The 26,759-nt window shown below is 39.8% G+C and carries 26 protein-coding genes; 12 read left to right on the top strand and 14 right to left on the bottom strand.

The window, feature by feature from the left end; translation table 11 throughout:
• Positions 1-12: 12 nt before the first annotated feature.
• The 3 genes from HZA77_06600 to HZA77_06590 all read left to right on the top strand — a co-directional run bounded on the left by HZA77_06600 (position 13) and on the right by HZA77_06590 (position 1,631).
• Positions 13-768 (top strand): slipin family protein, encoded by a 756-nt coding sequence (locus HZA77_06600; GenBank protein ID MBI5375087.1) that lies wholly within the window; start codon positions 13-15, stop codon positions 766-768.
• A 168-nt stretch (positions 769-936) separates the two neighbouring features.
• Positions 937-1,317, top strand: a complete 381-nt coding sequence (locus HZA77_06595; GenBank protein MBI5375086.1) for a HEPN domain-containing protein — start codon at positions 937-939, stop codon at positions 1,315-1,317.
• Positions 1,296-1,631 carry a nucleotidyltransferase domain-containing protein gene (locus HZA77_06590; GenBank protein ID MBI5375085.1) on the top strand — a complete coding sequence of 112 codons (336 nt, stop codon included), beginning with the start codon at positions 1,296-1,298 and terminating at the stop codon, positions 1,629-1,631. The genes HZA77_06595 and HZA77_06590 overlap by 22 nt, the downstream gene beginning before the upstream one ends.
• Before the next feature lie 22 nt (positions 1,632-1,653).
• Here the strand turns inward: HZA77_06590 and HZA77_06585 are convergent, their stop codons facing one another.
• The 6 genes from HZA77_06585 to HZA77_06560 all read right to left on the bottom strand — a co-directional run bounded on the left by HZA77_06585 (position 1,654) and on the right by HZA77_06560 (position 6,329).
• Positions 1,654-2,904 (bottom strand): hypothetical protein, encoded by a 1,251-nt coding sequence (locus HZA77_06585; protein ID MBI5375084.1) that lies wholly within the window; start codon positions 2,902-2,904, stop codon positions 1,654-1,656.
• A 168-nt stretch (positions 2,905-3,072) separates the two neighbouring features.
• Positions 3,073-4,365, bottom strand: coding sequence for a hypothetical protein (locus HZA77_06580; protein MBI5375083.1), 1,293 nt, complete (start codon positions 4,363-4,365; stop codon positions 3,073-3,075).
• Positions 4,366-4,396: 31 nt separating this feature from the next.
• A complete protein-coding gene (locus HZA77_06575; GenBank protein ID MBI5375082.1) occupies positions 4,397-4,768 on the bottom strand; it encodes a DUF5615 family PIN-like protein in 372 nt (123 codons plus the stop codon).
• Between the two features lie 12 nt (positions 4,769-4,780).
• Positions 4,781-5,017 (bottom strand): DUF433 domain-containing protein, encoded by a 237-nt coding sequence (locus HZA77_06570; GenBank protein MBI5375081.1) that lies wholly within the window; start codon positions 5,015-5,017, stop codon positions 4,781-4,783.
• A 165-nt stretch (positions 5,018-5,182) separates the two neighbouring features.
• The gene (locus HZA77_06565; protein MBI5375080.1) at positions 5,183-5,563 is read right to left on the bottom strand and encodes a hypothetical protein; all 381 of its coding nucleotides are present in this window, start codon (positions 5,561-5,563) and stop codon (positions 5,183-5,185) included.
• Positions 5,541-6,329: a DUF4065 domain-containing protein gene (locus HZA77_06560; GenBank protein ID MBI5375079.1), complete on the bottom strand. Its 789-nt coding sequence runs from the start codon at positions 6,327-6,329 to the stop codon at positions 5,541-5,543. The genes HZA77_06565 and HZA77_06560 overlap by 23 nt, the downstream gene beginning before the upstream one ends.
• 551 nt (positions 6,330-6,880) lie before the next feature.
• On the opposite strand from HZA77_06560, the gene HZA77_06555 reads away from it, so the two are divergent.
• Both HZA77_06555 and HZA77_06550 read left to right on the top strand, forming a co-directional pair.
• A complete protein-coding gene (locus HZA77_06555) occupies positions 6,881-10,894 on the top strand; it encodes a beta-propeller domain-containing protein (GenBank protein ID MBI5375078.1) in 4,014 nt (1,337 codons plus the stop codon).
• 464 nt (positions 10,895-11,358) lie between these two features.
• Positions 11,359-12,561: a thrombospondin type 3 repeat-containing protein gene (locus tag HZA77_06550; protein MBI5375077.1), complete on the top strand. Its 1,203-nt coding sequence runs from the start codon at positions 11,359-11,361 to the stop codon at positions 12,559-12,561.
• Between the two features lie 65 nt (positions 12,562-12,626).
• Here HZA77_06550 and HZA77_06545 read toward each other — a convergent pair whose 3' ends face one another.
• From HZA77_06545 to HZA77_06520, 6 genes are all read right to left on the bottom strand, one after another.
• Positions 12,627-13,757 (bottom strand): ATP-binding protein, encoded by a 1,131-nt coding sequence (locus HZA77_06545; GenBank protein ID MBI5375076.1) that lies wholly within the window; start codon positions 13,755-13,757, stop codon positions 12,627-12,629.
• A gap of 81 nt (positions 13,758-13,838) precedes the next feature.
• Complete coding sequence (locus HZA77_06540; protein ID MBI5375075.1) at positions 13,839-14,579, bottom strand: NAD-dependent deacylase; 741 nt, start codon at positions 14,577-14,579, stop codon at positions 13,839-13,841.
• A 1-nt stretch (position 14,580) separates the two neighbouring features.
• Positions 14,581-14,808: a type II toxin-antitoxin system HicA family toxin gene (locus HZA77_06535; GenBank protein ID MBI5375074.1), complete on the bottom strand. Its 228-nt coding sequence runs from the start codon at positions 14,806-14,808 to the stop codon at positions 14,581-14,583.
• Positions 14,805-15,008 (bottom strand): type II toxin-antitoxin system HicB family antitoxin, encoded by a 204-nt coding sequence (locus HZA77_06530; GenBank protein ID MBI5375073.1) that lies wholly within the window; start codon positions 15,006-15,008, stop codon positions 14,805-14,807. The genes HZA77_06535 and HZA77_06530 overlap by 4 nt, the downstream gene beginning before the upstream one ends.
• A gap of 83 nt (positions 15,009-15,091) precedes the next feature.
• Entirely contained in the window at positions 15,092-15,934 is an 843-nt protein-coding gene (locus tag HZA77_06525) for an MBL fold metallo-hydrolase (GenBank protein MBI5375072.1), read from the bottom strand.
• Between the two features lie 6 nt (positions 15,935-15,940).
• The gene (locus tag HZA77_06520) at positions 15,941-18,337 is read right to left on the bottom strand and encodes a DNA internalization-related competence protein ComEC/Rec2 (GenBank protein ID MBI5375071.1); all 2,397 of its coding nucleotides are present in this window, start codon (positions 18,335-18,337) and stop codon (positions 15,941-15,943) included.
• Between the two features lie 159 nt (positions 18,338-18,496).
• Here HZA77_06520 and HZA77_06515 point away from each other — a divergent pair, with 159 nt between their 5' ends.
• Both HZA77_06515 and HZA77_06510 read left to right on the top strand, forming a co-directional pair.
• Positions 18,497-19,177 carry a response regulator transcription factor gene (locus tag HZA77_06515; protein MBI5375070.1) on the top strand — a complete coding sequence of 227 codons (681 nt, stop codon included), beginning with the start codon at positions 18,497-18,499 and terminating at the stop codon, positions 19,175-19,177.
• Positions 19,174-20,898, top strand: coding sequence for a HAMP domain-containing protein (locus HZA77_06510; protein MBI5375069.1), 1,725 nt, complete (start codon positions 19,174-19,176; stop codon positions 20,896-20,898). Before HZA77_06515 ends, HZA77_06510 begins: the two co-directional genes overlap by 4 nt.
• A 15-nt stretch (positions 20,899-20,913) precedes the next feature.
• Here the strand turns inward: HZA77_06510 and HZA77_06505 are convergent, their stop codons facing one another.
• Both HZA77_06505 and HZA77_06500 read right to left on the bottom strand, forming a co-directional pair.
• Complete coding sequence (locus HZA77_06505; GenBank protein ID MBI5375068.1) at positions 20,914-20,976, bottom strand: hypothetical protein; 63 nt, start codon at positions 20,974-20,976, stop codon at positions 20,914-20,916.
• Positions 20,977-21,094: 118 nt separating this feature from the next.
• Positions 21,095-21,685 carry an isochorismatase family protein gene (locus HZA77_06500; GenBank protein ID MBI5375067.1) on the bottom strand — a complete coding sequence of 197 codons (591 nt, stop codon included), beginning with the start codon at positions 21,683-21,685 and terminating at the stop codon, positions 21,095-21,097.
• Positions 21,686-22,144: 459 nt separating this feature from the next.
• On the opposite strand from HZA77_06500, the gene HZA77_06495 reads away from it, so the two are divergent.
• The 5 genes from HZA77_06495 (at position 22,145) to pstC (ending at position 26,753) form a co-directional block, all read left to right on the top strand.
• Positions 22,145-22,354 carry a hypothetical protein gene (locus tag HZA77_06495; protein ID MBI5375066.1) on the top strand — a complete coding sequence of 70 codons (210 nt, stop codon included), beginning with the start codon at positions 22,145-22,147 and terminating at the stop codon, positions 22,352-22,354.
• Positions 22,341-23,678 (top strand): putative porin, encoded by a 1,338-nt coding sequence (locus tag HZA77_06490; GenBank protein MBI5375065.1) that lies wholly within the window; start codon positions 22,341-22,343, stop codon positions 23,676-23,678. Before HZA77_06495 ends, HZA77_06490 begins: the two co-directional genes overlap by 14 nt.
• Before the next feature lie 22 nt (positions 23,679-23,700).
• Positions 23,701-24,750, top strand: coding sequence for a phosphate ABC transporter substrate-binding protein PstS (gene pstS, locus HZA77_06485; GenBank protein ID MBI5375064.1), 1,050 nt, complete (start codon positions 23,701-23,703; stop codon positions 24,748-24,750).
• A 34-nt stretch (positions 24,751-24,784) separates the two neighbouring features.
• Entirely contained in the window at positions 24,785-25,690 is a 906-nt protein-coding gene (locus HZA77_06480; GenBank protein ID MBI5375063.1) for a hypothetical protein, read from the top strand.
• Positions 25,691-25,856: 166 nt separating this feature from the next.
• A complete protein-coding gene (pstC, locus tag HZA77_06475) occupies positions 25,857-26,753 on the top strand; it encodes a phosphate ABC transporter permease subunit PstC (GenBank protein ID MBI5375062.1) in 897 nt (298 codons plus the stop codon).
• Positions 26,754-26,759: the final 6 nt, after the last annotated feature.

The raw sequence follows: 26,759 nt of genomic DNA, 5'->3' as shown, positions 1-26,759 counted from the left end.
GGAGGTGTCGTTATGTTGGCTAATATACCGGGCATAGGCATATTTTTTATAATCGTAATTCTCTACTTTCTCATGGCAATCAAGGTATTGAAGGAATATGAGAGGGCTGTCATATTCAGGCTTGGCAGGATAATAGGCGGGAAAGGCCCGGGTGTTATTTTTGTTTTCCCTGTAATAGACACAATGGTAAAGATAGGACTGCGTGTAGTTACAATGGATGTTCCTCCGCAGGATGTAATCACGAAAGATAATGTCTCCATCAAAGTCAATGCCGTAGTTTATTTCAGGGTAATGGATCCTAACAAGGCGGTTGTCGAAGTTGAAAATTATCTTTATGCAACCTCACAGCTTGCACAGACAACATTACGTAGTGTGCTTGGCCAGTCAGAGCTTGACGAGCTTTTATCCCACCGCGATAAGATAAACCATGAACTTCAGGAGATCCTCGATAAACGCACCGATAGCTGGGGTATCAAAGTCTCCGGCGTAGAAGTAAAACACATAGACCTTCCGCAGGAAATGCAAAGAGCAATGGCAAAGCAGGCAGAGGCGGAAAGGGAAAGACGCGCCAAGATAATCAACTCCGAAGGCGAATTCCAGGCAGCGGAAAAACTCTGTGATGCAGCGAGAATGATTCAGGAACAACCTGCCGCGCTTCAGTTGAGATATCTCCAAACCCTTGTAGAGCTTTCATCATCGCACAACAACACTACCACAATAATGCCAATACCGGTTGATCTCTTAAAAGGTCTGCTGGAGAAAAAATAATAACCGGTTTATTTTTATTATATGCGAGCGGTGACAGCCTGCATTTCGCTTCAACCTTCAGGCGCTCATTGCAGACCGCCACCGCTTGCAAATATATCCTATCAGTAAGTAGAATTTGAGATATTTATCTTGCATAATTTCTAAGTAAATTTAGAATTAAATAAAATTATGGTAAATATTAAAAAACAAATCGATTTATGGAAAGCTGGCGCAGCAGAGGATTTGGCCGCTGCAAAACAGCTTGTCGAAAATAATAAAGTACGTCATGGTTTGTTTTTTGCTCATCTTGCCACTGAAAAACTTTTAAAAGCCAATATCAGCAATAAGACAAATGATCTTGCACCAAGAATTCATAATCTTGCCCGGTTAGCTGAATTGGGAGGTATTTCCTTAAATTCAGATCAACAGGATTTTTTTGCAGAACTTAACATCTTCCAAATAGAGGGCAGATATCCTGAGTTATTAGCACAACCACCATCAACCAAAGAAGCATATAAATATATTGAAAGAACTGAGGAGCTTTTTCAATGGTTAATGAATCTGTTGTAAAAATAATCATAAAATATCTTCAGGCAGTTGAAAACAGCGGAATAAATGTTTCCTTTGGTGTTGTTTTTGGTTCACAGGTAAAAGGAAATAATGATGAATGGAGTGATATTGATCTTATCGTAGTTTCGCCAAAGTTTGACGGCACTCGCAATCGTCAGGATGTGACACTACTTTGGAAGATAGCTGCAAGAATCGACAACCGCATTGAACCAATTCCATGCGGCGAGAAACAATGGCAGGAAGATGATGTAAGCATTATTATAGAAATTGCTCGCCGCGAGGGTGAACATATTGATATTCCCGAAGCAGCATAACACTCATTACTGAGATAAATACTCAAACTTCCTTTTTCAAGAAATCTACAAATTCACTATTAAAGCCACCTAACCAGGGCTTTATTTCTCTTGCTCTAAAAATACTTTCAAATTTTGGCAACAATAAATCTCCGCCCGATTCGCGTTTATCACAGACAATTAACTTTTTTATTTGCTCCTCTCTGTTACTCAATATGTTTAGTATAATATCCTGTTGATACCTATCTGTTAGCGGCATACTCCAACCTACTATAACGACAGCATCTGCATGTAATAAAGCATTAGAAACATCTTTATCCGTTTTCCGGAAAAGCGGATGGCTTCTGATTTTGTTTGGAGCAGGTGGTACAATAAGAGGGATCAAGTTTATTTCTGTATTTTTTGGAAAATGAAGCGGAGGATAATTCCAAGTCTTGTTATAAGCAACAATAGAATTTTCACCATTTTCCAAAATTATAATACCATTCTCATGATTCTTACCAAATCGCCAAGATAAGGAACCATGAGGTTTAAGCACGTTAACTTTGCTTTTTTGAGGTTTTTCAGTAAATTTATTTGCAATATTAACATTTCCAGAACCGCATTCAATATCCTCTTCAGGTCGTGAATAGTACTCAAAATTGTAGCTCCCATAACCATCTCTCGGCAACCATAACTTCTTTTGATAAAGTGCTTTTTCAAGCCAGAGATCATAATTAAAAGAAATAAAGGTATGCTCCACATTGTCAGTGCTTGCAACAAACTCGCTGAGTGTATGGTGCGCCGCATTAGAAAAACTTTTCTGCAAATCCTTATCCAAATCCAAATGATAGAATAATCCGTTTATCATATATTGAAGACGAGCATGCGTTTGGTCAGCTGCCGTGTTTTTTCCCTTTTTTTCCATGTATGCTTCTACTTTGCTAAAAACATCTTCAAGATTTGCCATTCTCCTTTTAGAGTCACTCTTAAATGCTGCCTTATAATTATTTATGATTTCTATGAGTTCTTTATTTAGGAGACTGCTTTGCTGCTCTGTCATTTCTGGATTGTTCCTAGGATTCACAAATTGTTCATTTAGTCTCTCTATGGCACCCATTTTTATGCCAAGATTTTCAACTTCGAAATTCTGGGGAAAAGCTCTTGCTTCCTCTGTAAAAGCAAAAGCAAGTAAAAAGCTTTTATTACTTTCATCAAGCAAATCAATGGCCTTCTCAAAAAAATTAGCCATAACAGGCACCCTTTCATTAATGCTTGCTGAAGCCCCCGCTCCAAATATGTATACTATTTTCAAAGACGTATCTTTCTTTCCAATTTTTCTTACCCTGTTACATGAATATTCAATACGCTCTATTATTTATTGCACTCATGCTAAGTCAGACGGTCTAAACTGTTTAAATTACAACCCTTTAAAAGTAGCTTCTCTATTTGTTACACATTCAAGGTTGCATTCCGGATATTATTATTTAGAAGCTTTTTTTGAATTATACTCATAGGGACCTAAATCAATTGCCTTGCCTATGATTCGCTTGTTACCGTCCTTATCTATTTTCAATGCTTTTAATATTGATTTATCTTTGATTAATTTTTTAAATGTCTGTGAGGTAGGACTTAAGCCCTTATTAATTGCAATGGAGCCTTTCCCTAACCGGAAATCAGAATCTGTGAAGTTAAGGTCACCTTCATTAGGCTGGATGTTGTTCTTCTTGATAATTATATAAGATGATTCATGTCTAAGTTTTTCATAATCAACATAATTGTTTTGTACTAAACTATCTCCCTTAAAATAAATATCTGATGAATTATCAGAAAAAATATTATTTATGAATATACCATAGCCATAAATTCCACCGCCACGTTCATAGCTGTCATCGTAATCAGCATTATTACCAGAAATAGTTGAGTTTGTAATGATTACATTTCCTTTTGAGTAAATTCCACCACCATAGGTGGAGTAGTAGACTTCGTCGCCGTAGTAATCTTCATCGTCGACATAGTAGGCATTATTTTCAGATATAGTTGAATTTGTAACAGTTACATTACCCTTAGCGTAAATCCCCCCACCGTAACCTTTCGATTGATAGTCATCACCGATCGCATTATTTTCAGATATAGTTGAATTTGTAACGGTTACATTACCATTAGCATAAATCCCTCCACCATAGGCAGAGTCGAAGATATCATAATGAAAACCAACAGCATCATTCTTAGATATAGTTGAGTTTGTAACGGTTACATTACCCTTAGCGTAAATTCCACCGCCATAGGAGTTGCCGTAGCCACGGTCAGCAACATTTCCTGTTAAAATCAAATTTTTTATGATTACGCTATTTTCAACATATATGCCACCACCGCAAGCAGAGTTATCACTATTTCCATTTTTAACAGTCACACTTTGTATTGTTAAAGTTGATTCCATGCTATTTTTATACCAAAACACGCGATTTGTATTATCACCGTCCATAATTACATCATCTGCAGTCAACCCATTCTTAGCTTTGATAGTGAGACTATATATTTCATTATCAACAAATTTAAAAGTTCCCTGTCCGTCATCTGTTGTCCTATAAGTTCCGGCAGCCAAAATGAGTGTGTCATCTTCTCCATTTAAAGCGGCATCTTCAAGTGCTTTGCGAAACTGAGTTGTGTTACTGACATTAAATGTTTTGGCTGAGACATAACTGGAAATAAACAATAAGATAATGAGGAATAGAAATGAGACGGCATGTTCAGTCTTTATTTTGCGTGAGTTCACTTTTTACCTCCGCTGACAACAAATTTAAACTTCAAGATCTTTTTACTTTATGATGATGCAAACGATAACGACCTTCAGACAGCACAACAATCAATCCGGGATCATCTATAAAGTCTTTTTCAACTTCTTTCAATACAGATTGCACATCTTTGGCAATAAGGGGGATATTTAACAGCTTGTAGCGAAGTAAAACAATGCGTCCTTTTCCAGCTAACCGTCCATGCTCAATAATACCGCCAAAATCTTTATCCGCAGTAATCAGAATTCTTTTTTCAGAATTGGCTTTAGCAAGTATAACCTCATCCGGCTTTCCATCTAATTTTATTTCTTTGACAGTTGCAACATCATAGCCTGATTTTTTCAGAGCTTTGATTATATCTACATGGATATTTTCATCTGCCAATAAACAAAGCACTTATTTTGCTCCGGCAGATATTGAATGAATTTCTTCACCTTCGAAATTTCTGGCAGCATAATCGAGGGCTGAAAGAATACCTTCGCGAGTAAGCGTTGGATAACCATGAAGGATGTCTTCAATTGACATACCTGATGCAAGACACTGGAGAATAAATGCGACAGAAATCCTTGTTCCCTTAACTACAGGTTTGCCTGAAAGAATTTTCGGGTCACAGATTATCGTTTCTTTCTTCATATTTTCATTCCTTCCTGATGAAGGTTATATATTCTCACTAAATCTACTACTATGTTATCAATTGAATTTTAACTGTCCACAAATATATTTAAAACAGTCACAACCCCCTCACAATCTCCGGAAGTATCTCACCTGATTTGCCAATTGAAGAATCCTAGGCGAAGGTTAACGACTTTTTAAATATTCCTTTATTCTTTCACGGTCTTCGTTTTTCTGATCAGCCTTGAAATATATTTCAATAAATTCAACTTTTAGTGCATCAGCGTAAAATGCATAAATAACCCTTATCCCGCTTTTTGCCCCTCTTCCCTTCAAAGCTTTGCAGGCGAATTTCTTGATTTTGCAGATTAATATTTTGTTTGTACAAAATCCATGAATTGGAAAGATACTCTGGTTATCAATTTTCTTAAGGTGGAAAAGTTCAATGGCATCGCGTTTTACAACTTGTAAATCAGATTCGAGGGTTTTGAATCTTTTTAGCAACTTCTTCAAATCTCTTTTGAAGGAGTCGGTCTCATAATATTCAAGCCTCGTCGTCTTTTCCATAGTCACGTACTGAAGTCTCAGCGGTACGGTAAAAAACCGACTCGTAATCTAATGTCTTCCCATTCTCCACGCTTATCCACGGGACATCTTTATGGGAAAGATTGGATAATTCAGTTGCAGTAAGGTCTGAAAGCCGTTGCAATTCCCAATCAATATGTTCCATTTCCTGACCATTAAGAATGCTTAAATCCGGCTCTATCTCAGGGTTTATCAGATATTTGACCTGCATATGCTGATAAAATTTACTTTTTATTTTTTCTACTTCACCTCTCTTCATCATATCTTCAATGAATCTCTCAAACAAAAGAGGTGTTGGACCATGATGGTTTTTTAAATACACCAAACCCATTAATTGTTCTTCATATTTTTCATAATAGTCAAAGTCAATGAAGTAAAGCAGCTTGTATAAAACCGTCATTCCAACATTTGGCTTTCCGCCCACCTTCCTGAGAATATAGAGCAATACCTGTTTAAATTTATCTGCTTTTTCCTGTGGCACGCTTATTCTTATTTCTTTTATATCTTCCTTTGTCTGCTTTTTGCCTTTTTTAATTTTCACAACAACAGAAGATTCCTTTTCATTTATAAAATCGCCTGATGTAATACCAAAGAGGTCTGCCAGTTTTTTTGCTTCGGAAACAGTTAACTCCCTGTCTCCTCGCTCTATTTGAATATAGGTAGGTCGAGAGATGCCTAACAAAGATGCTAAATTTTCCTGTGTCAGATTGCGTTTCTTGCGTAACTGCTGAATAAACTTTGAAGACATAATTTTTTTACCATCCCAAGCTTTATTGACACATCCTTAAGTTTCTTGCCTGTTGTTATAATAATTAATGTCCAATTACTTGTCAATATTAATGTAAAGAATACTTTACAACACCCTCACAATCTCCGACAGTATCTCACCAGATTTGCCTCGAAGGGAAAGATCAACGGTGTCGGAGATCGGTGTTTCATCGTAATTGATTTCGACTACATAGGCGCCATGCTCTTTAGCCATCATGGCAAAGGATGCCGCAGGCTGGACAAGCGCCGAAGTCCCGACTGAGAAAAAAACATCGCAGGCTTCTGTTATTGAAATACCTCAGGAGTTGCAAGCTCCGCTATCTTCAGACACTTGTCGAGCTCTCAGCATCGCACAACAACTCCACAACCATAATGCCAATACCTATAGACTTGTTCAAAGGCTTGCTGGAAAGGAAGAAGTAATTTCTAATAGCTTTTTGATTAAAAGAATAAAAAAAAGCTTAAAAAATAATTGACTGTTATAGTCGTAGCCATTAACATGTTTTTACTGTCACTCCAACAGTACAAAATATGAAAAAAATATTTCTATTCTTTCTTTTGTTGTCTTTATCTCCATTATTTACTGCATCGGCAATAGACTTCCTTCCTCTCGGTTATTATGGGGGCAATCCCTTTGACATGAAATTAGACGGGAATTATGCATACCTCGCAACAGCAAACGGTCTTACTATAATAGATATTTCGAATCCTTCGGTGCCGGAATTACGCTCGGCAACAACTGTTTATAAAACCGCTCTTTATCATCTCGATGTGAAAGACGCCATCGCATATCTTACTGGAGACGATTCAAAACTGACAATTATTGATGCTTCTGACTCTTTAAAGCCAATAGTTAAAGGTTCACTTGACACCACGGAAAAGCCAAACAGTGTTTTCGTATCCCAATCTACTGCCTATTTAGCCGAGGGGGCTTCTGGTCTTGCAATAATAAATGTGAAAAATCCATCATCTCCAAAATTGCTGTCTCAATATGACACGGGTGGAGGTGTAGCAGATGTTTTTATAGAAAATTCCTTTGCTTATATCGCAGACGCGCAAAAGGGATTAGTTATAGTGGATGTCAGCGACCCATCGTCGCCAAAACATCTATCAACATTCGCAGTAATCGACGACTATTCACAACAAGTTTCTTTGACAAAGATTTTTGTGTCAGACAATAAAGCCTTCGTTACGGGTTCGAGCACGCTGTTCATTATTGACGTCAGCAACCCTGAATCACCTGCAATGCTTGGCAGTTATAGATATGATTACAGTTCTTATGATTTTTGTGTGTCAGGCAACAGAGCTTATATCTTATCAAACGGGTTAGACATTGTAGATATAACAAACCCTGCTTCTCCTCAGCATGTTTATACTTACTCTACCTATTCCTCACAGTGGTCAAATATTGAAATTGCGGGCTCAAAGGCTTATATCACCAACGATAGTTCTCTTTCTATTGTTGACATTTCAAATGTTTCTATAATTGATCCTAAAGGACTTGTTAAAATAGACACTTCTGGGGGAGTGAGAGATATTAAGGTTTCAGATAATATTGCATATATTGCTCAGGGAAGTTATGGTCTCACTACTTTCGACCTCAGCAATCCATCCTCCCCTGTCCAACTCGGTCAATATGATACATCAGGCTATTCATCCAGTATAGATCTAGCAGGGAAAACCGCTTATCTTGCCGACTATTATGATGGAGTAAAGATTTTCGACGTAACAGACCCATCCATTCCAGAACTTCGTGGAGCTATTGATGTCTTTGGCTATGCTTATGACATCCATGTATCCGGCGGAAAAGCGTATGTGGCAGATCTTCAAAATGGACTTAAAATAATTGATGTCAGCAACTCATCATCTCCGGCTCTATTAGGCTCACTCCAATTAACAGGTAACTCCGAGGCCGTTTATGTTTCAGGCAATATTGCCTATTTTGCCAACGGAAGTGACGGGCTTAAAATAATAGACATAAGCAATCCTGCTTATCCTCAATTAATATCCTCATACGATACTACCGGGTATGTTTATGCTGTAGAAGTGTCAGGGAATATCGCTTATGCAGCTTGCGGCTATGCAGGATTAAGGATATTGGATGTAAGCAATCCTTCTTCTCCTGTCCTTCTAGGTTCATATATTCCGTCAGGACAGATAAGAGAAGTTTCAATCATAGGGAATATGGCCTGCCTCTCTGAAGATTTTATACATTTTCTGGTATTGGACATAAGCAATCCTTCTTCACCGGTATTGCTTGGAAGCAATTCACCTTTGATTGAAAACGGTAAATACTACGCTGGCATAAGAAGTGTTTATGCCATGAATAACTCGCTTTGCGTTGCCGCAATTGCAGGTGGACTTGCCATAATGGATATCTCTACCCCTGCAGCACCTTCACCTTTAGCTTTATATCGTTGTTCAGGCCTGGCTCAGGATATAGTTGTTTCGGAAAGCAAAGCCTATGTCGCTGTCGGGCAAGGAGGATTGAATATATTTGACACTAAAGACCTGTCTAATCCAAAATTTGTCGGTTCCTATAACATATCAAGCTTTGAATATGATTACAACGAAGCAGACAACCTGGATATCTCAGGAAATACTGTCTATCTTCAGACAACAGACTATGGCATCCTTATAATTGATGTCAGCAATCCTTCATTACCATCGTTAATAAGTTCTTTTAATAATGATGGATGGACATTTAACGATGTGACCGTATCAGGCAATACACTCTATGCAACCTACTCCGACAATGGCGGAACAAACGGGCTTGCAGTTATTGATGTAAGCAACCAGTCATCTCCACAGCTTTTAGTAACATATCAAATACCATCGACGCCTGGCCAGGTCCAAGTCAGAGGCACAACTGCTTATGTTGTCTATGATAAGAGCTTTGCAATTCTCGATGTCAGCAACCCTTCATCACCTTCATTAATAGCCTCATACAGTACAAGCAGTCCAATTTATGATATCTTTGTTTCCGGCTCATTTGCATATATTGCATGCGGCTCAAAATATCCTAATGGTTCTGAATACTCTCATGGGGGATTGGAAATAATAGACATCAGCAATCCTCTTTCACCAGCACTCACTGGCTATTATCATTCACCGGCCTATAATCATGGATTATACGTTTCAGGAAATACCGTCAATCTTGTCAAAGAAGACGGCACTCTTTTATTAATAGATGTATCGAATCCCGCATCTCCAGAACTCACCAGTAGCTATACATCCCACATCGGCATGACTAAATTATATGTTTCCGCCTCAATTGCTTACATAGCAGAAAAATCCTGGGGAGTAGAAATAGTCGACCTGTACCATAACTATTCATATCCAACACTAACTGGTTCTTTCAATTATTCAACTGATGTTTTGGATGTAGATATTTCAGGGAATATTGCCTATGTTGTAGACAATAAAGGGCTCAATGTACTCGACATCAGTGAAGAAACTTCGCCACAGCTTCTTGGTTCCTATGAAAGCTATTACAACATACGGGCTGTCTATAAGTCAGGTAAATATGCTTATTTAGCAGGGGGATTAAAAATAATAGATGTAGAAAATCCCGCCACTCCTACGCTAACAGGAGAATATTCTTCTCCCTATGCATATGATGTTTTTGTCTCAGAAAACACAGCATACATTATTGATGAACATAAGGGATTGCTCATAATTGATATAAGCGACCCAGAATCCCCGCAGCTATTGGGGCAATATATGAGTTGGGGGATGAGAGGAGGAATCATAGTCAAAGACAACATAGCTTACATAGCTAACAATAATTACGGACTTCAGATTATAGATGTAAGCGACCCTTCATCACCTGAACTGTTATCTTCATTTAAGTTAAGCGGCAGCACCAAATCACTTTATGTTTCCGGCAAAACTACATATATAGGTTGGACTAAATATCAGGGAGTAGGACAGTGGACTGTTGGCATTTCGGTAATAGACATAAGCAATCCCGGCAGTCCTGAACTGATTAGCAACTTAGATTTAGCTGTTGGCAGCGTAGATGGGATGTATGAATCGGATAATATACTCTATCTAGCCTGCGGCGCTGATGGTTTATTGGCAATAGATGTTTCGAATCAACTACAGCCATCGATTATTGGTTCTTATGATACTTATGGTTACGCACAGCGCGTTGTTGTAAAAAATAAAATCGTCTATATTGCCGACGGCAGCGGAGGTCTTCAGATAATAAAAATCACTGATGATGGCGGATTTTTTTCATCATTCAGGGCAAGACAAGTAAAGAACAAAGTAACCATTAATTGGGAAACTGTGTCAGAGACAGATTGCAAAGGGTTCGACATACTTAGAAGCACTTCAGAAAATGGCAAGTTTAAGAAAATTAATAAACATCTAATTCATGCCAAGAAAAAAACATCCTCAGGCGCAAACTATAAATTTACAGATAAAAATGTAAAATCAGGAAAGTCTTACTGGTATAAGATCAGGACAAAATTCAATAATAGAACTTCTGAATTATCTGCCCCTGTTTCAGTTGAAGTAGTAAAATCCCAGACAAAATAACAAAGATTTTCTTACAGCGTTTTAACAATCTCCGGAAGTATCTCACCTGATTTGCCGCGAAGGGAAATGTCAACAGAGTCTGAGATTGGCGTTTCATCGTAATTGATCTCGACTACATAGGCGCCATGCTCTTTAGCCATCATGGCAAAGGATGCAGCAGGCTGGACAAGTGCAGAAGTCCCGATAGAGAAGAAAACATCGCAGGTCTCTGTTATTGAAATACCTCAGGAGTTGCAAGCTCCGCTATCTCCAGACCCTTGTAGAGCTTTCAGCATCTCACAATAACACAACCACCATAATGCCCATACCGGTTGATCTCTTAAAAGGTCTGCTGGACAGGAAAGAATAAATATTTGCCGGAACATTACTGAGCAAAATTAGCAAAAGAGTTGCAATCTGTATTTATTACTCATAATATTCTTATAAAGCTGATGTTTTAGCATTCATTCCACAATAGGAGTTTTATGAGTAATAGTAAGTCATTATTACTGTTCTTGATTGCTATAGCGATATTTTTACTACCATCCTCTTCTTATTCAAACAATAACGCAATCACGGCGATGTCTGAGGTTAATAATAATGATAAAGACAATGACAGCATAAAAAACGATTCTGACAATTGCCCCGATATTCCAAATCCCACTCAGGCAGATCAGGACAATGACGGCATTGGTGACCCATGTGATCCGGATATTACTACAATTACTCTTGCTCCTGTTGCTGAAGGAACTTTATATTCAGGTCGTGTTGCCTATGGCTCTTCCTCTACCAGCTCAATGAGTGGTTGTGAGGATGTCCATGTTGGTACTGTAATAAGAGAAGGCATTGAACTCTTTCAATCTAATTGCTGGGATGCATGTGTAATTAATAACAGTTATGGGATAATTGAATTTGATATTTCAAGTCTAAGCTCATTGGTTACCGGAACATTTACCGCAGAATTAATGTTATATGGTACTTCTGGAAACGGCGGTATTTATGTTACTAGTTTAACCGAAGATTCAGAAAAGCAAACGTTATCTATAAGTATGCGTATGTACGAAGGTGAATACATTGGGAATTTATCTGTAGTTCCTGTTGATTATACACCAAAACTCCACTATATAGATGTTACTGACGCCTTAAATGATGACCTGTTACTGCTATCTTCCAACTCTTATTCTGGCTTTTACCTTAGTCCTCAGAGAGACACTGTTTATGTACCAGGAGTTGGTCATCCATGTTATTACGGAGCCAATGCTAATTTTTATACATCTTCTGATGGTTCCACAAAGGCGCCAAAATTGAGAATCTCCACAACAAATGCAATTAAACTCCCTGACCTGTTGGCAAAATCTGTAAAATGTCCAAACACATTTAAAAATGGGAAAAGTGCGATTGTAAATACCGTAATCAAAAACATAGGCAAGGCAAACAGCACTCACTCAAAAGTTAGTTTCTATTTATCAGGCAATGACAATAAATCAGTTGATGGTGATGAATTGCTTGGTAAAAGAAATATCAAAACCATTAAAAAGAATAAGAGCACAACTATACACTTCAAATGGAAAGTAAATGAAACCCCCGGCACATACTATATAAAAACAGTCTGCGACAGCGAGAATAACGTAATCGAATCAAATGAAGAGAACAACATCAGCGTATCAAAGCAGATAACGATTAACTAGCTACAACCCTCTCACAATCTCCGGCAGTACCACACCTGATTTACTAAGCAAAAATTAGTTCTGTACTATGTAATGAAATCCAGATAATTCTCCCGGTTCACAACCATATATGACGCCTCAGGATAAGCTTTGAGCCATTCTTTAGGCGGACGAGGCTTTGCCTTCCCCCATTTCATCTCATAGCCGTAGAGTCTTCCTTCCCGTTCTTCAACAAAGTCCATCTCCTGCTTCGTATATGTGCGCCAAAAATAGTTGTTGGCGGCTGCACACAGATATTCTTGCCTCTTCAACCGCTCAATGACGAGATAGTTTTCCCAGAGCTCTCCTGTATCATTACGCAACTCCAGAGGGTTAAAGTTGTTGATAAGCGCGTTACGAATCCCATTGTCTATGAAGTAATAGCGGCAGTTCTTGGTGATTTCATTTCGCAGGTTGCGGCTAAAACCGGAAAGTTTTGTAAGGACAAAAGTCTTTTCAAGAAGATCAAGATAGCGCTCCGCAGTATTCTTGCTCATCCCCAGGCTATTGGCTAACTCGGTATAGGAAACTTCCTTGCCAATCTGAAAAGCGACGAGTTGTAAAAGACGGCTTATCTTTGCAGAATGACGGATACCATCCAGTTCCAAAATATCCTTGTATAGATAGGATGAGACTATCCCCTTGAGGTACTGCTCCCGCACGCGGTTATCCTGCATAAGCACAATTTCCGGATAAGACCCATATATAAGCCGGCTTTCCAGATTGGCATCCGTCTGATTTCGCTGTTCTATCTGTCCAATCTCAATTTGAGCAAGAGGAAAAAGTTTAAGAGTATATTTCCTGCCGGTAAGCGGCTCTCCAATGCTCCGTGCAAGGTCAAATGATGATGAGCCTGTAGCGATAATCCTTATCCCGGAGAGATGGTCAATAATCAGTTTAAGGTTAAGCCCAATATTTGGTACTTTTTGCGCTTCATCTACAACAAGCAGACGATTAGCACCAACGAAGGCTTTAAGCTTTTCCAGTGACTGACTTGAAAGATATCCCTGTACGGTAATGTCCTCACCATTTACCAGCAGATAAGGCTTCTTTTCTCGCTTTAAAAACTCAGTTAACAGCGTAGTCTTGCCGGTGCGCCGCGGACCGTAAATTACAATAACCTTACCCGGAGCCAGCAACCGCCTTAGATTTTCCATTTGTTTTTGAACTATATACATTTTTTCAAAATCGGTCAGTTAATTGACTGAATTATATAGAATTGGGTCTGAAATACAAGCTTTATATAAGCCTCAACTTTTCTAACTAACAATTATCTCCCTCAGAATCTCCGGAAGTATCTCACCTGATTTGCCGCGAAGGGAAAGGTCAACCGTGTCGGAGATCGGCGTTTCATCGTAATTGATTTCGACTACATAGGCGCCATGCTCTTTAGCCATCATGGCAAATGATGCCGCAGGCTGGACAAGCGCCGAAGTCCCCACAGAGAAGAAAACATCGCAGGCTTCTGTCACAGAGATTGCCTTATCAAGTATCTGCCTGTCCAATGACTCGCCAAACCATACAATGTGGGGACGAAGCAAGGCACCGCAGGCGCATTTGGGCGGGATTTCTTTTAGCGGCACATCAAGACATTCTTTAACCGTTCCTTCTTTTGTACACCTCACATTCCAGATATTACCGTGGATCTCAAGCATCTTAGAACTCCCCGCCTTACGGTGAAGTCCGTCAACATTCTGCGTGACAAGAAGGAAATTCTCAAACTTCTTTTCCATTTCAGCAACTGCTCTGTGGCCATCGTTTGGTGAGAGAGGCACAATCAACTGCCTTCTCCAGTCATACCATTCCCAGACAAGTGCTGGATTGCGGTAGAATGCCTCCGGTGTTGCAAGTTCCTCTGCACGGTAGGTTTTCCATAGTCCGTCTTTTCCCCTGAATGTGGGCACCCCGCTTTCAGCGGAGATTCCCGCACCGGTAAGGACAACTACGGATTTTGCTCTTTTTAAAACCTCTTTCAATGCGTCAGGGATAATTGAATACATATTATAAGAGCTTTTCAAAATCTTCTACAGACAGATACGCTTCTTTTAAAATATGGGAAAGAGTAGAACGCTTAATAGGGCGATGTGCTGGAACGGTTATTTTAAGAACTTCTGTTTTTGTATTTTTCTGCAGTCTTATATGACTGCCCTTTTGACGAACTACAACCCAGCCATCACGCTGAAGTGCTTTAATGACCTTCTCGTAATTTAAGCTTGGAACCTTCGTCATAGAGCAATTTCAACAACCTCTGCGTTCGGAAATGTTTGAAGATCATCATCGAGCGGTTCAAGATAAAGCTCTATAGCCTCTTTTATATTGGTCAAAGCTTCCTCTTTGGAGTTGCCTTCGCTAATACAGCCAGGGAGACTAGGAACTATTGCAGTGTATCCCCCCTCCTCACTCTGTTCTAATATGACTTTCAGTTTCATTGAAAGCACCTCTTGTCAGTATTTAATTATTAGTATCCTTAAAATAATTCGTAGTTGTCAAATATATTTACAACATAAAGGATTTAACTGACTATCTCCGGCACAAAGATGAACTTCCCCTTCTCGATCCTTAACCTCCCGAACTCCTGCACCGGATCATGCTCTAATGCAATGAGCCAGTTCTCATCGATTGCCCTTTCAATGAGTTTTTTGCGGGTGTTTACAGATTCGATTGGCGCCATGTCGTAAGCCATTACCCATGGAAGATGGACATGCATTGAAGTTGGCATTATATCGCCCGGATAAAAAAGCTTCATCCCCTCAGATTCGATAAGTACCGATTGATGAAACGTTGTGTGACCTGTTGACATAATCACACTCACTCCTTCACAAATTCTCGCATCTCCTTCAATAAGATCAACCTGAACAAACTCCTCCATCAATGGAAGATAATTTTCCTTCAAATAACTCCCCGCAGACCTGTCATCAGGATTAAGGGCATACTCCCATTCACCCTTTTGTATGACATAACGGGCTTTCGGAAAGGCAGGCTTTATCTTACCATCAGCAATTATGGTATTGCCTCCACTATGATCAAAATGAAGGTGTGTATTTATAACAATATCAATCGCTTCTGGCTCAATATTTAATTTTTTCAGCGAAGCCAAAAGCGATGGTTCATTTTCAATACTGTACATCTTCATTCCCTTCTCATCCCATTTATTCCCCATGCCTGTATCAATAAGAATATTCTTCTTCCCTGTCTGAATAAGAAGAGGCCTTGACGAAACCCTGATCCTGTTTTGCTCGTCAGGAGGACAAACTTTCTGCCAAATCGCCTTTGGTATTATCCCGAAGCTTGCTCCGCCGTCGAGTCTGAAAAATCCTGCAATAAGAAGCTCAGTTTTAAATTTTCCGATTTGCATATTCTCTTATCTCCCTTCCACTGCTTTCTTAACTTCTATTCCATCTTTTCTCAACATTATTTTTACCGCCCCGTCAATGTCAGTCCTGTATAATTTAATATTGCTCTCTTGTAAATTATTAAGAACCTCTTTCGAGGGATGCCCGAAATTGTTCCCCTTCCCTGCCGACACGACAGCTATGCCTGCACCAGTTCTTTCTATCAGTTTTTTCGATGCTGATGTCCTTCCTCCATGATGGGGAATCTTAAGAACATCGCACTTTACATCAATTCCTCGCTCAAGTATCTTCTCAATGGCAGGCTCTTCAATATCTCCGGTAAAGAGCATTGCTTTGCCTCCAAAACTTACCTTCAACAAAAGTGAAAGATTGTTTATATTGCCGAAAGCCTCATTACAGTCTGTCTCGGCAGGATACTCTGCAAGGACTTCAACAGTATCATCAATGAGAATCTTATCACCTGCGACGACCTGCTTTATCTCGATTCCTTTTTTAGAAAGCTCCTGATTCACATATCTATAAACAGAATTGTTCTCCGGAGAAAAGCACTTTGAAATGTAAACGCAACCAACATTAAAGCTCTTCGCAATCGAGGCAAGTCCATACATATGGTCAGGATGAGGATGTGTTATGATGACTCCGTCAATAGATGATATGCCGCTTTTCAACAAATATGGAACCACCACACTTTCGCCAATATCGAATTTGTTGTCATAGGTTCCCCCTGTGTCTATCAAAAATATTTTTCCGCCCGCTCCTTGAAGCACAATTGCCTCACCCTCTCCGACATCAAGGACAGTGACCGTAAGACATTCAGGCGGTCTTAAGAATCCTTCTGCCCTTGCAGTAAAAAGCGAGATAAGAAGAAGGGCAGCAATATGAGGAATATATGTCTTCCTGTTTTTTGCAGGGATTAAAAATATATATGCAGTGATTAAATAATAAAGGACTACTTCAGGATATCCCGGCGAAATAATTCTTAGATAGGAAAGTGGAAGCGTTGAAAAAAAATTCACGCACTCAAAGAGAATATATAAAATCACCTCTTCTACTCCGCAGAAAAATGAAGCAGATGATGTGATTATCTGGGATACTATCAGACTTACAATCCCCCAGATAAATGCAGCCGAGGCAATAGGCACAGCAACAATATTCGCAAACACGCTCATCAATGAGATATAATTAAAAAAGCAGGCAAGCACAGGGATCACTCCTATCTGTGCAGCTATTGACGCGGAGATAAGACCTCTTAGATATACACCCGGTATGAAGGCGAGCTTTTCATAAATAAATGGCGTACAGGTGATGAGAAAGAACGACGCTGCGAAGGTGAGCAGGAACCCTGCATCATCAATGCTCGATGGATAGAGAACAAGGATAATAAGTAATGAAACAAAGAGGGAGTTTAAAACATCTCTTTCCCTTTCAAGTATTATAGCGGCAAAATATGTAAGAGCCATTATCATAGCCCTTTTTACAGAATCTCCCATCCCGGACATCAGAGAATAAATAACCACAACAACAGCAGCCGGGATTGCTGCAGTTTTGCGGCTCAGTCCAAGCCCGCGGAAAAATGCAAAACATGCAAGGCTCATAATCCCTATATTGAACCCTGAAATGGCAAAAAGATGATACGTGCCTGACAGTTTAAAATAATTTTCTATTTCATCTGGGATTGTGCTTCTCTCACCAAAGATGATACCTGCCCCAAGTGGGGCAAGCGGAAAAACTATCTCTCTGTTTAATGTATCGATTGCCCGCTCTCTCATCGCATATATGAATGAAAGGATCTGGGCTCCTCTGCCTTCTTCTATGACCTTAAAGAATAGATGGCTTTTTACAGAAAGAATAAGAGATATGTCTTTTTCTCTCATATACTCACCGTAATCAAAGCCTTCAAAGTTTCTGTAACTGCCCGGTACATGCAATGTGCCTGATGCCTGTATTAACTCTCCATAGCGGGGCATCTCATCTGTTTCATATGGAGCCTTTAAAGAAACAAGGAGGTGCCCGGGGAATGAATGAAGTTTTTCCCCTATCAATATTTTTTCCGGCTCAATCTCAAACTCCACACCGTTTTGAGTTCTCTGGGGGATAGAGACAATTATCCCTCTTACCACCGCCGGCATACGATCAAACTCTATGACCTCATCTTGCATTTTCAAATCTCTTTCTGCATGAATGCGCCAGACAGTAAAACCGGATAAAAAAGAAATTGAGATTACAACTATCAAGAGGGAGAGCTTTCTTCCGCCGAGATATAATGAAAGAAGAAGAAACAAAGCAGATATGACAGTAGCTGTAATGTATATGTAAAATGATGAAGACGGGAATCCTTTTCCAAAAAGAATCCCTGAAATAAAGGGGATCAGAACTAAGAGAAGAGGATATTTTTTAACCGGCACTGTATATGCTTTAACCCCGCAATTTTAGATTTAAAAAAAATATTATAAAATATAACATAGTGTAAATTTATTGAAAACCACGGAGCGATAGAATTATTAATAAAATAAAGTTTCTTGACATGAGGCGCTATTTAATTGTGAAATGTGTTTATGACAATAATGAATGAATTAATTGCAGTGGTTGAAGATGAACCGGATATTTCTGAGCTTATATCCATTAACCTAAAAAAAGCGGGCTTCAGCACCAAAGAGTTTTCCGACGGAAAAAGCTTTCTATCTTTTCTTAAATCAAACAGCCCTGACCTTGTCATTCTTGATCTTATGCTTCCTGATACTGACGGCCTTGAAATCTGTAAATTTCTGAGGAACAACGAAAAGCATAGCAGGTGCCGTATTATTATTCTCACGGCAAAGAGTGAAGAAATAGACAAAGTCTTAGGATTAGAACTCGGCGCAGATGACTATGTCACAAAGCCTTTCTCTCCAAAAGAACTTGTTGCAAGAGTAAAAGCAGTTTTGCGCAGAGGAAATGATAAACTGGAAACAACGAAAATCACAATCAGCAGCATCCTTGTCATAGATCCGGAAAAATATGAGGCATTCGTTGATAAGAATAAAATAGAGCTCACTTCAACTGAGTTCAGGATACTTCAGATACTGACATCACACATTGGCAAGGTATTCACCCGCGACGAGATACTCACAAAATTGTGGGGAGATGAGAAAACAGTCGTGGACAGAACAATCGATGTTCATATAAAAAACCTCAGGGACAAACTTGGCAAAGCGGCAGAGCTCATAAAAAACATCAGAGGCGTGGGGTATAAATTAGAAGTATGAAGCGAACCATATTCACAAAAATATTAAGCGGCTATCTTGTTATCATTTTTTCGTTGTGCTCCCTAATCCTGATATTTTCATTCAACACGATAAAGTCGCATTACATCCAGCTTCTTGAGCAGGATTTGACACGTCTTGCCTTATCTGTGAAAGTTACGATAGCCCCGATGCTTGAAGAAAAAAAGTATAATGATATTGATGCGCTTATAAAAACCACGGGGCCTGAGCTTAATACGCGCATAACAATAATACTAAGTGACGGCACTGTTGTGGCAGATTCAGAAAAAGATCCGCACACCATGGAAAACCACAAGGCACGTCCCGAGATCATCGAGGCATCAAATGGGAATCCCGGCAGTTCTCTTCGCTTCAGTGCGACTATTAACGAGGAAATGCTTTATTTGGCACTTCCTCTAAAAAAAGGAAATGAGATTGAAGGCTATGTAAGATTAAGTCTTCATCTCAAAGACATCAATCCGCTTCTCACAAAATTAGAAATAAGCATTGCAGGAATAGCCGCTGTTATCCTTATCATATCAGTCATCGGTGCTGTATTTCTCGCAAGAAACCTTGCAAGGCCAATAAAGGATCTTAGCGCTGCATCAAAAAAATTTGCAGAAGGCGATTTTGATGTAAGGGTTTTTCTAAACAACAAAGATGAGATGCGGGACCTTGCTGACAATTTCAATTATATGACAGGAGAAATACGAAATCTTTTCGGGGAACTTTCATCCCAGAAGGACGAGTTACATGGAATAATATCATCTTTTCAGGCAGGGGTAATCCTCATTGACAAAAGCGGGACAATAATCCTTTGCAATGAAAAGGCAAAACAAATCGCAGGAAATGAAATGATATCAGGAAAATCATTCTGGGAAGGTTTGCGGAATCCTGACTTCAATGAGATTGTTGATAATGTTCGTATGAATAGGATTAACAAGGAAGGAGAAATCGAAATCTGCTCACGAATTTATCATTGCAGTGCCTCATATATCCCAGCTAAAGATGAAATAATAGTCCTGTTACACGACATAACAGAGCTCAAGAATATTGAAAAAGTAAAAAAGGACTTCGTAGTAAATGTCTCCCATGAGCTCCGGACACCTCTTACAGCAATCAAAGGTTATGTAGAAACCATAGAAGATGAGATTGATGATAAGAACAGGAACTATATTGAAATCATAAAAAGAAACACCGACCGTCTTGTAAATATCGTAAATGACCTTCTTCTCCTCTCAGAGCTTGAAGAAAAAGGAACAAGGCTCACGATTGAAAAAGTCAACCTGAAAGGGATAATAGAGAACTCCATCAAAGCACTTGAGCACAAGGCAAGAGAAAAGAATATTGAAATGAAAGTTGAAGCAGATGAAAAAGTTCCATTAGTCAGAGGAGACCCTTTTAAGCTCGAGCAGTTATTTATAAACCTAATAGACAATGCAATAAAATATACAGACCAGGGAAAAGTGACAGTTACACTCCGCTGCGAAGCTTCAAATGTCATAGCAAAAGTAACAGACACAGGAATCGGAATACCGAAAGAAGACTTGTCCCGTGTATTTGAAAGGTTCTATGTTGTTGACAAATCCCGCTCAAAAAAATCCGGAGGCACCGGGCTTGGTCTTTCGATCGTGAAGCATATCGTTATGCTCCACAATGGCAGGATAGACATTGAAAGCACACCAGGGGAAGGCAGCAAGTTTACTGTCACACTGCCTTGTTGAATTGATTACTAGCCACTATCCTTTCAACAATGATTCTATTGAAACATCCTCGTCGATTTCTTCCCAGTGGATACCAATTCCTCTAAAAAATCTGCATTTCCTATCACTATTTTTCTTATCTCATTTATTTCTCTTGCGCTATATCCCGCTAAAAAAATAAAACCGTATTGTAACCGCTCTCCGGTTGAGCGCCATGTTAGGCGATTGGCGGAAGTACTTCTTGAAACAGTATGCCAAGCAACTGGCCGCCTTCTGGCCGACTCCAGTCCTGAGCAAGTTCAGCCATGAGCGTGTTTGTCGCAGTAAGCACCACTCCCTCGCGTTCCATGCGCCGCCGCGACATATCTTCGGAAAGTTCGTAAGGCGACCCTGAAGCATCTATAACTGCTTGCACATGGTAGCCCTCGCGGCAGGCACTGATTGCCGGAAACACCAAACACACGTCGGTGGTCACACCAGCCATGATGAGATTCCTGCGACCTGTCGCTTCGACAGCTTTCTTGAAGTTCAGATCATTCCATGCGTTAACAATGCCAGCACGCTGGATTCTGGCAGCGAAAGCCTCTGGAAGAATATGTTCAAGCTCCGGCAACAATGGTCCCTGGACGTTCCGTTCCTGTGAACTCGTGAGGACGACGGGAATGTTTAGTATCTTGGCTGTCTTAGCGAGAGCCAGCGTGTTTCGCTTGACCAAATCAATGGGGATATTCTTGATGAGCTTCATCGTCCCCAGTTGATGGTCGATGAGCAAGAGCACACTGTCAGCGGGTGAAAATGTATCGATCATTTTGCGATCCTCCTTTTAAGGTGAAAGTATAGCCTAACACTCAGCTTGAGCTGCATGCGCTCATATCTCAACGATGGCAACAGCTCCAAGCTGTAGTTAGGTAGCAACCTATTTTTTAACTTCTCATATTCAGATATCAGTTTCTTCTCATGAGCATTAGTCAATTCACAAAATTCTATAACAGCCGCGGCAAACTCATTTATTTTTTCGGGTCTAAAATTATAAGTGCCTGTTTGTATAATAAATAGTTCTTTGAACTTAGAGTCAATATGATTGTTTAGTGGATAGCAGATTGTTATGCCCTTCTTAATGCACCGGATACAACACGAATCAGCGCAGACTAAAACTTTTCATTCTTAACCAAAAATTAACACTCCCCTTATTTTCACTTTATAAAGAAACACTATTTTAATCCTTGAAAAAGGAAACATTTAAACATTTGAAGGGAGGTGAAAATAAATGGAAACAACAGAAACAACTCGAAAGAAAACTCCAATTCTCAATGTAAACGTTCTTATCTGGAAGCTTGAGGAGGTGAAAAACTCCATTGATTTTGCCTCCACAGTAATAGACCAGAACGTGGAAAAGCAACTGAAGGAAATTGAATCAACAATCCGCAATATTAAAAACTACCTTAATAAAAGGAGACTAAATTTTGAACAAGCTTAAATTGTTTATTATGTCATTAGCATTTATTCTCTGCACTTCGCTCTCTTTCGCAGGTGAAGTTGATATCCTTGTTAAAAAGCTCGTTGAAAAAGGCTTGATAACCCAGCAGGAAGCCAATGATATGCTTTCAGAAACAAAGGCTGAAGAGAATAAAGACTATGAAGAAAAAAAACAGGCAGTGGTGGCAGAAGTAAAAGATGAGATCGCCAAGTCACAGGATAAGCTGAAAGACACAATCCTTCCATCATGGATCAAGAACACAACATTCTCCGGTGATATGAGATTGAGATACGCATTTGATAAAATGGAAGACTTCGACCCTTCAACCAGAGCAGAAATCAATTCTCCTGACAGGCACAGGGGAAGATTCAGGCTCCGCTATGGATTTGAAACAACAGTAAATGACAAAGTGAAAGTCGGCTTCAGGCTTGCATCAGGCACAGGAGAACAGGTATCAACAAACCAGACCATGCAGGACACGTTTTCACAGAAGAATATCTGGATTGACCGTGCATATCTTGAAGTAAAGCCGATTCCTGAACTTAGATTTGCAGGCGGAAAAATCGAGAATCCATTTTACACAACAGACCTTTTATGGGATCCTGATATCACTCCCGAGGGTGTAGTTGTACAGGCAAAAAAGACCTTCGGAGAAAAGGATTTTAATATAGAGCCCTTTGTTACCGCAGGCTTCTTCCCAATTGATGAATCATCAACTGATTCAAATGATGTCTCTCTATATGGATTGCAGGGAGGAATATCTGCCGCACTTTTTGGGACAAAACTTAAATTCGCAGGCGGCTACTATGATTTCCATAACATAAAAGGCGCAGCCTTAGAAGATGTCAGCCCCACAGTTGTAAAAAAGACCAACACAGTTATAACAGACGCTGATGGCAAAAATCGGTTTGCCTATGACTATAGACTTTTCACGCTGACAGGCGAGTTTACACCAATAGAGTTCAGTATCGGTGAAATGAAAATCCCGGTCACTTTCTACGGCGACTACGTAACTAATACCGTCAGCAACGTAAAAAATGAAACCGGCTCTCTTGGCGGAATAAGAATAGGCTCTATAAAAAATTCCGGTGACTTTCAGATATCCTATGATTACAGAAGGCTTGAGAAAGATGCGATTTATGAACCTATAGCTGATTCAGATTTCCACGGCGGCGGCACGAATTCAAAAGGGAGCAAGTATCAGGCAAATTATGCGCTGTTCAAAAACACGACTCTCGGTGTAACATTCTTCGATGCTGATGGTGCAAATCAAAGCTATAAGAAAGTCAAGACGCTGTTTGTTGATATGGTAGTAAAGTTCTAAATTAAAAATGGAGACACTAACTATGAAAAGAATTACAACAAGCTTCATTGTAATGCTTATCCTGACTGTCTGTATATTCCCATTGCAGGCGCAGGCTGATGATGGAACGATTTTGGGCGCCGGGGCAACCTTCCCCTACCCTCTCTACTCAAAGATGTTCGATGTATATAACAAAAAGTACGGGACAAGGATCAATTACCAGTCAATAGGTTCCGGAGGCGGGGTTAAACAAATCCTCAGCAGGACAGTTGACTTCGGTGCGTCAGACGCATTTATGTCAGATGATGAGCTTAAACAGGCACCGGATAAATTAGTTCATATCCCCACATGCCTTGGCGCTGTTGTTATTACATATAACCTCAGCGGAAGCCCGGTGCTTAACATGACTCCTGATATAATCGCAGATATTTTCCTTGGCAAGTTAAGCAAATGGAACGACGCCAGAATAGCTGCAATAAATCCCGGCGTTAAGCTTCCTCCGACAAATATAGTTGTCATCCACCGTTCAGACGGAAGCGGAACAAGCGCCATCTTTACCGACTATCTCTCCAAAGTAAGCAAAGAATGGAAAGATAAAGTGGGAGCAGGCAAATCCGTAAACTGGCCTACTGGGATGGGAGCCAAAGGGAATGAAGGGGTTGCTGGACTTATTAAGCAGATACCTGGCAGCTTAGGTTATGCCGAACTCATCTACACCCGTCAGAACAAAATGCCGGCAGCCAATGTAAAAAACAAGGTAGGTGTTTTCATCACACCTTCTCTTGAAAGCACAAGCGCAGCAGCAAACGTCACGATCCCTGACGATACACGGGTCTCAATAACAGATACCGATGCAAAGGACGGCTATCCTATAAGCGGGTTTACATGGATTCTTGTCTACAGGGAACAAAACTACAGCTCAAGACAGTTAAAAAAAGCGGATGATGTGGCAAAGCTTCTCTGGTGGATAGCTCATGAAGGGCAGAATTATACAAAGCCTCTTGATTATTCTCCATTGCCCAAAGCTGCGGCTGAAAAAGCTGAAAAAGCTATAAAAGGAATAACATACAATGGAAACTCCTTAATTAAATAATGTGCCGTTCATTGAAGGAAATACAGAAACCTGCATGCTAAAAAACCTCACATATGAAGAATCCTCCAACTCATACGGGGGAAACTTCAATATTAAAGAATACATGAGCAAGCCCGGATTTCTCGAGCCCTATGTCGCTAAACTCTATCATTCTGAAATGATGTCCGCGCTTGCTGTTCTCGCCGGCGGGCTTGCTCATGAAATAAATAGTCCCTTAACCGGCGTTCTGACAAACCTTGGTCTGATAGCATCTCTTGAGAACGGGAGCAGGAAAGAATGTGCAAAGATCATGAGAATCTGCCTTGAATCAATAAAAGATGAAGAAAAGATAAAGGAAATAAAATGCAGATTCAGGAAGCTTATAAAATCTGAAAAGAAAAGATCTCAATGGGTTTCGACTGCTAAAAAAGGAGGTTCAAGATGCAAGTTAATCGTAGAAGAAATGCTGAGATTTTCTGTACATTCCCGTCCCGGCCCCCATGTTCATTTTGACTTAAATGAAGTCATAGAAGAATTATTGAAATTGCTGGAAGCACAGTTATCATTCATGAACATAATTATAAAAAGAAACCTCTTATTCTCACTCCCTAAATTTTATGGGAACAAGGGTGAGATAGCCCACTGTGTTCTGAATCTCCTGATAAACGCAATGCAGGCGATTGAAGACAAGGGAGGCACAATAGAGGTTTCTACATGCACTTATAATAATAAAGTTATAATCTTCAAAGTCTCAGATACAGGTAACGGGATCAGCCCGGAAATAGGAAATAGAGTTTTCCAGCCTTTCTTCACAACAAAAGGAGTAGGGAAAGGTAAAGGGCTGGGGCTTTCCGTTGCTTACACAATAATTGAAAAATACGGGGGCGTGATTGATGTTAAATCTGGCCCCGGGAATGGCACTATTTTTACCCTGCTTTTACCAATAGACAGAGCAGGATAATCCATATCAAAGTAATTAACGAAGTCCGGCCCTACCTCCTCCTTAACGCAGAGAGTTATCACCACTTTGGGCATGGTCTATCTTTAATTTAAGAGCTATGGCAAAAAATAATTTGAAGAATTACAGTGAAATGATATATGTTCCAAAAACTTTGGGAACACATTTAATGAGTAAAGTCTTTGATAAAATCAGAAAACGCTTCAGCGCAGAATTTGTGTTCAATAAAGCGCTTTTCTTTTCAGCAATTTGTACAATGTTCTTACTCATTGCGACATTTGTGACGCTGCTGATTGAATCTCTTCCTTCAATAAAAAAATTCGGTTTAAAATTCATTTCAGGCAAAACATGGGACCCTGTTGCCAATGAGTTCGGGGCACTTCCATTTATAGCAGGGACACTGCTTACGTCTTTTATTGCAGTAATCATTGCTATGGTTTTTTCTATCGCAATAGCAATTTTCCTGGGAGAGTATTTCAGGAAAGGCATTTTTTCAACATTCATCAGCAGTATGATAGAGCTTCTTGCCGGTATCCCTTCTGTTATTTATGGTTTCTGGGGACTATTCATTCTCGTACCTGTTGTAAGGGAGATTGAAATTAAATTTAACATAGCTCCGTTCGGTATTGGCATCGCGACTGCCTCTATCATACTTTCAATTATGATAATCCCTTATTCAGCCTCAGTGGCAAGAGAGGTTATAACCCTTGTACCCACTGACATAAAGGAAGCTGCCTATTCCCTGGGTGCTACGAGGTATGAGGTGATAAGGAAAATAATCGTACCATATGTCAGGTCCGGGATATTTGCAGGTATTCTTCTTGCGCTTGGCAGGGCTCTCGGCGAAACGATGGCTGTTACAATGGTTATTGGAAATTCCAATTTTCTGCCAAAAGATATCTTTGGTCCCGGCAACACAATGGCAAGCATAATAGCAAATGAATTTGCAGAAGCGTCAGGGAACCTTTATGTCTCATCGCTGGTTGAAATAGCGCTTCTTCTTTTAATTATAACCATCATAATAAACATGGCCGGAAAATATATAATAAACAGAATGAGTATCTGAACACAA

This window comes from Candidatus Schekmanbacteria bacterium, from assembly GCA_016219965.1.
Taxonomy (GTDB): Bacteria; Schekmanbacteria; GWA2-38-11; order GWA2-38-11; family J061; genus JACRJM01.
Note: the sequence above shows the minus strand (reverse complement) of the source record. Positions and strands in the feature narration are given on the sequence as shown.

Coding starts and splice junctions, on each gene's coding strand:
- HZA77_06600 (MBI5375087.1), top strand. CDS start 13: ATGTTGGCTAATATACCGGGCATAGGCATATTTTTTATAATCGTAATT.
- HZA77_06595 (MBI5375086.1), top strand. CDS start 937: ATGGTAAATATTAAAAAACAAATCGATTTATGGAAAGCTGGCGCAGCA.
- HZA77_06590 (MBI5375085.1), top strand. CDS start 1,296: ATGGTTAATGAATCTGTTGTAAAAATAATCATAAAATATCTTCAGGCA.
- HZA77_06570 (MBI5375081.1), bottom strand. CDS start 5,017: ATGAAGAAAGAAACGATAATCTGTGACCCGAAAATTCTTTCAGGCAAA.
- HZA77_06565 (MBI5375080.1), bottom strand. CDS start 5,563: ATGGAAAAGACGACGAGGCTTGAATATTATGAGACCGACTCCTTCAAA.
- HZA77_06560 (MBI5375079.1), bottom strand. CDS start 6,329: ATGTCTTCAAAGTTTATTCAGCAGTTACGCAAGAAACGCAATCTGACA.
- HZA77_06555 (MBI5375078.1), top strand. CDS start 6,881: ATGAAAAAAATATTTCTATTCTTTCTTTTGTTGTCTTTATCTCCATTA.
- HZA77_06550 (MBI5375077.1), top strand. CDS start 11,359: ATGAGTAATAGTAAGTCATTATTACTGTTCTTGATTGCTATAGCGATA.
- HZA77_06545 (MBI5375076.1), bottom strand. CDS start 13,757: ATGTATATAGTTCAAAAACAAATGGAAAATCTAAGGCGGTTGCTGGCT.
- HZA77_06540 (MBI5375075.1), bottom strand. CDS start 14,579: ATGTATTCAATTATCCCTGACGCATTGAAAGAGGTTTTAAAAAGAGCA.
- HZA77_06535 (MBI5375074.1), bottom strand. CDS start 14,808: ATGACGAAGGTTCCAAGCTTAAATTACGAGAAGGTCATTAAAGCACTT.
- HZA77_06530 (MBI5375073.1), bottom strand. CDS start 15,008: ATGAAACTGAAAGTCATATTAGAACAGAGTGAGGAGGGGGGATACACT.
- HZA77_06525 (MBI5375072.1), bottom strand. CDS start 15,934: ATGCAAATCGGAAAATTTAAAACTGAGCTTCTTATTGCAGGATTTTTC.
- HZA77_06515 (MBI5375070.1), top strand. CDS start 18,497: ATGAATGAATTAATTGCAGTGGTTGAAGATGAACCGGATATTTCTGAG.
- HZA77_06510 (MBI5375069.1), top strand. CDS start 19,174: ATGAAGCGAACCATATTCACAAAAATATTAAGCGGCTATCTTGTTATC.
- HZA77_06500 (MBI5375067.1), bottom strand. CDS start 21,685: ATGATCGATACATTTTCACCCGCTGACAGTGTGCTCTTGCTCATCGAC.
- HZA77_06495 (MBI5375066.1), top strand. CDS start 22,145: ATGGAAACAACAGAAACAACTCGAAAGAAAACTCCAATTCTCAATGTA.
- pstS (MBI5375064.1), top strand. CDS start 23,701: ATGAAAAGAATTACAACAAGCTTCATTGTAATGCTTATCCTGACTGTC.
- HZA77_06480 (MBI5375063.1), top strand. CDS start 24,785: ATGCTAAAAAACCTCACATATGAAGAATCCTCCAACTCATACGGGGGA.
- pstC (MBI5375062.1), top strand. CDS start 25,857: ATGAGTAAAGTCTTTGATAAAATCAGAAAACGCTTCAGCGCAGAATTT.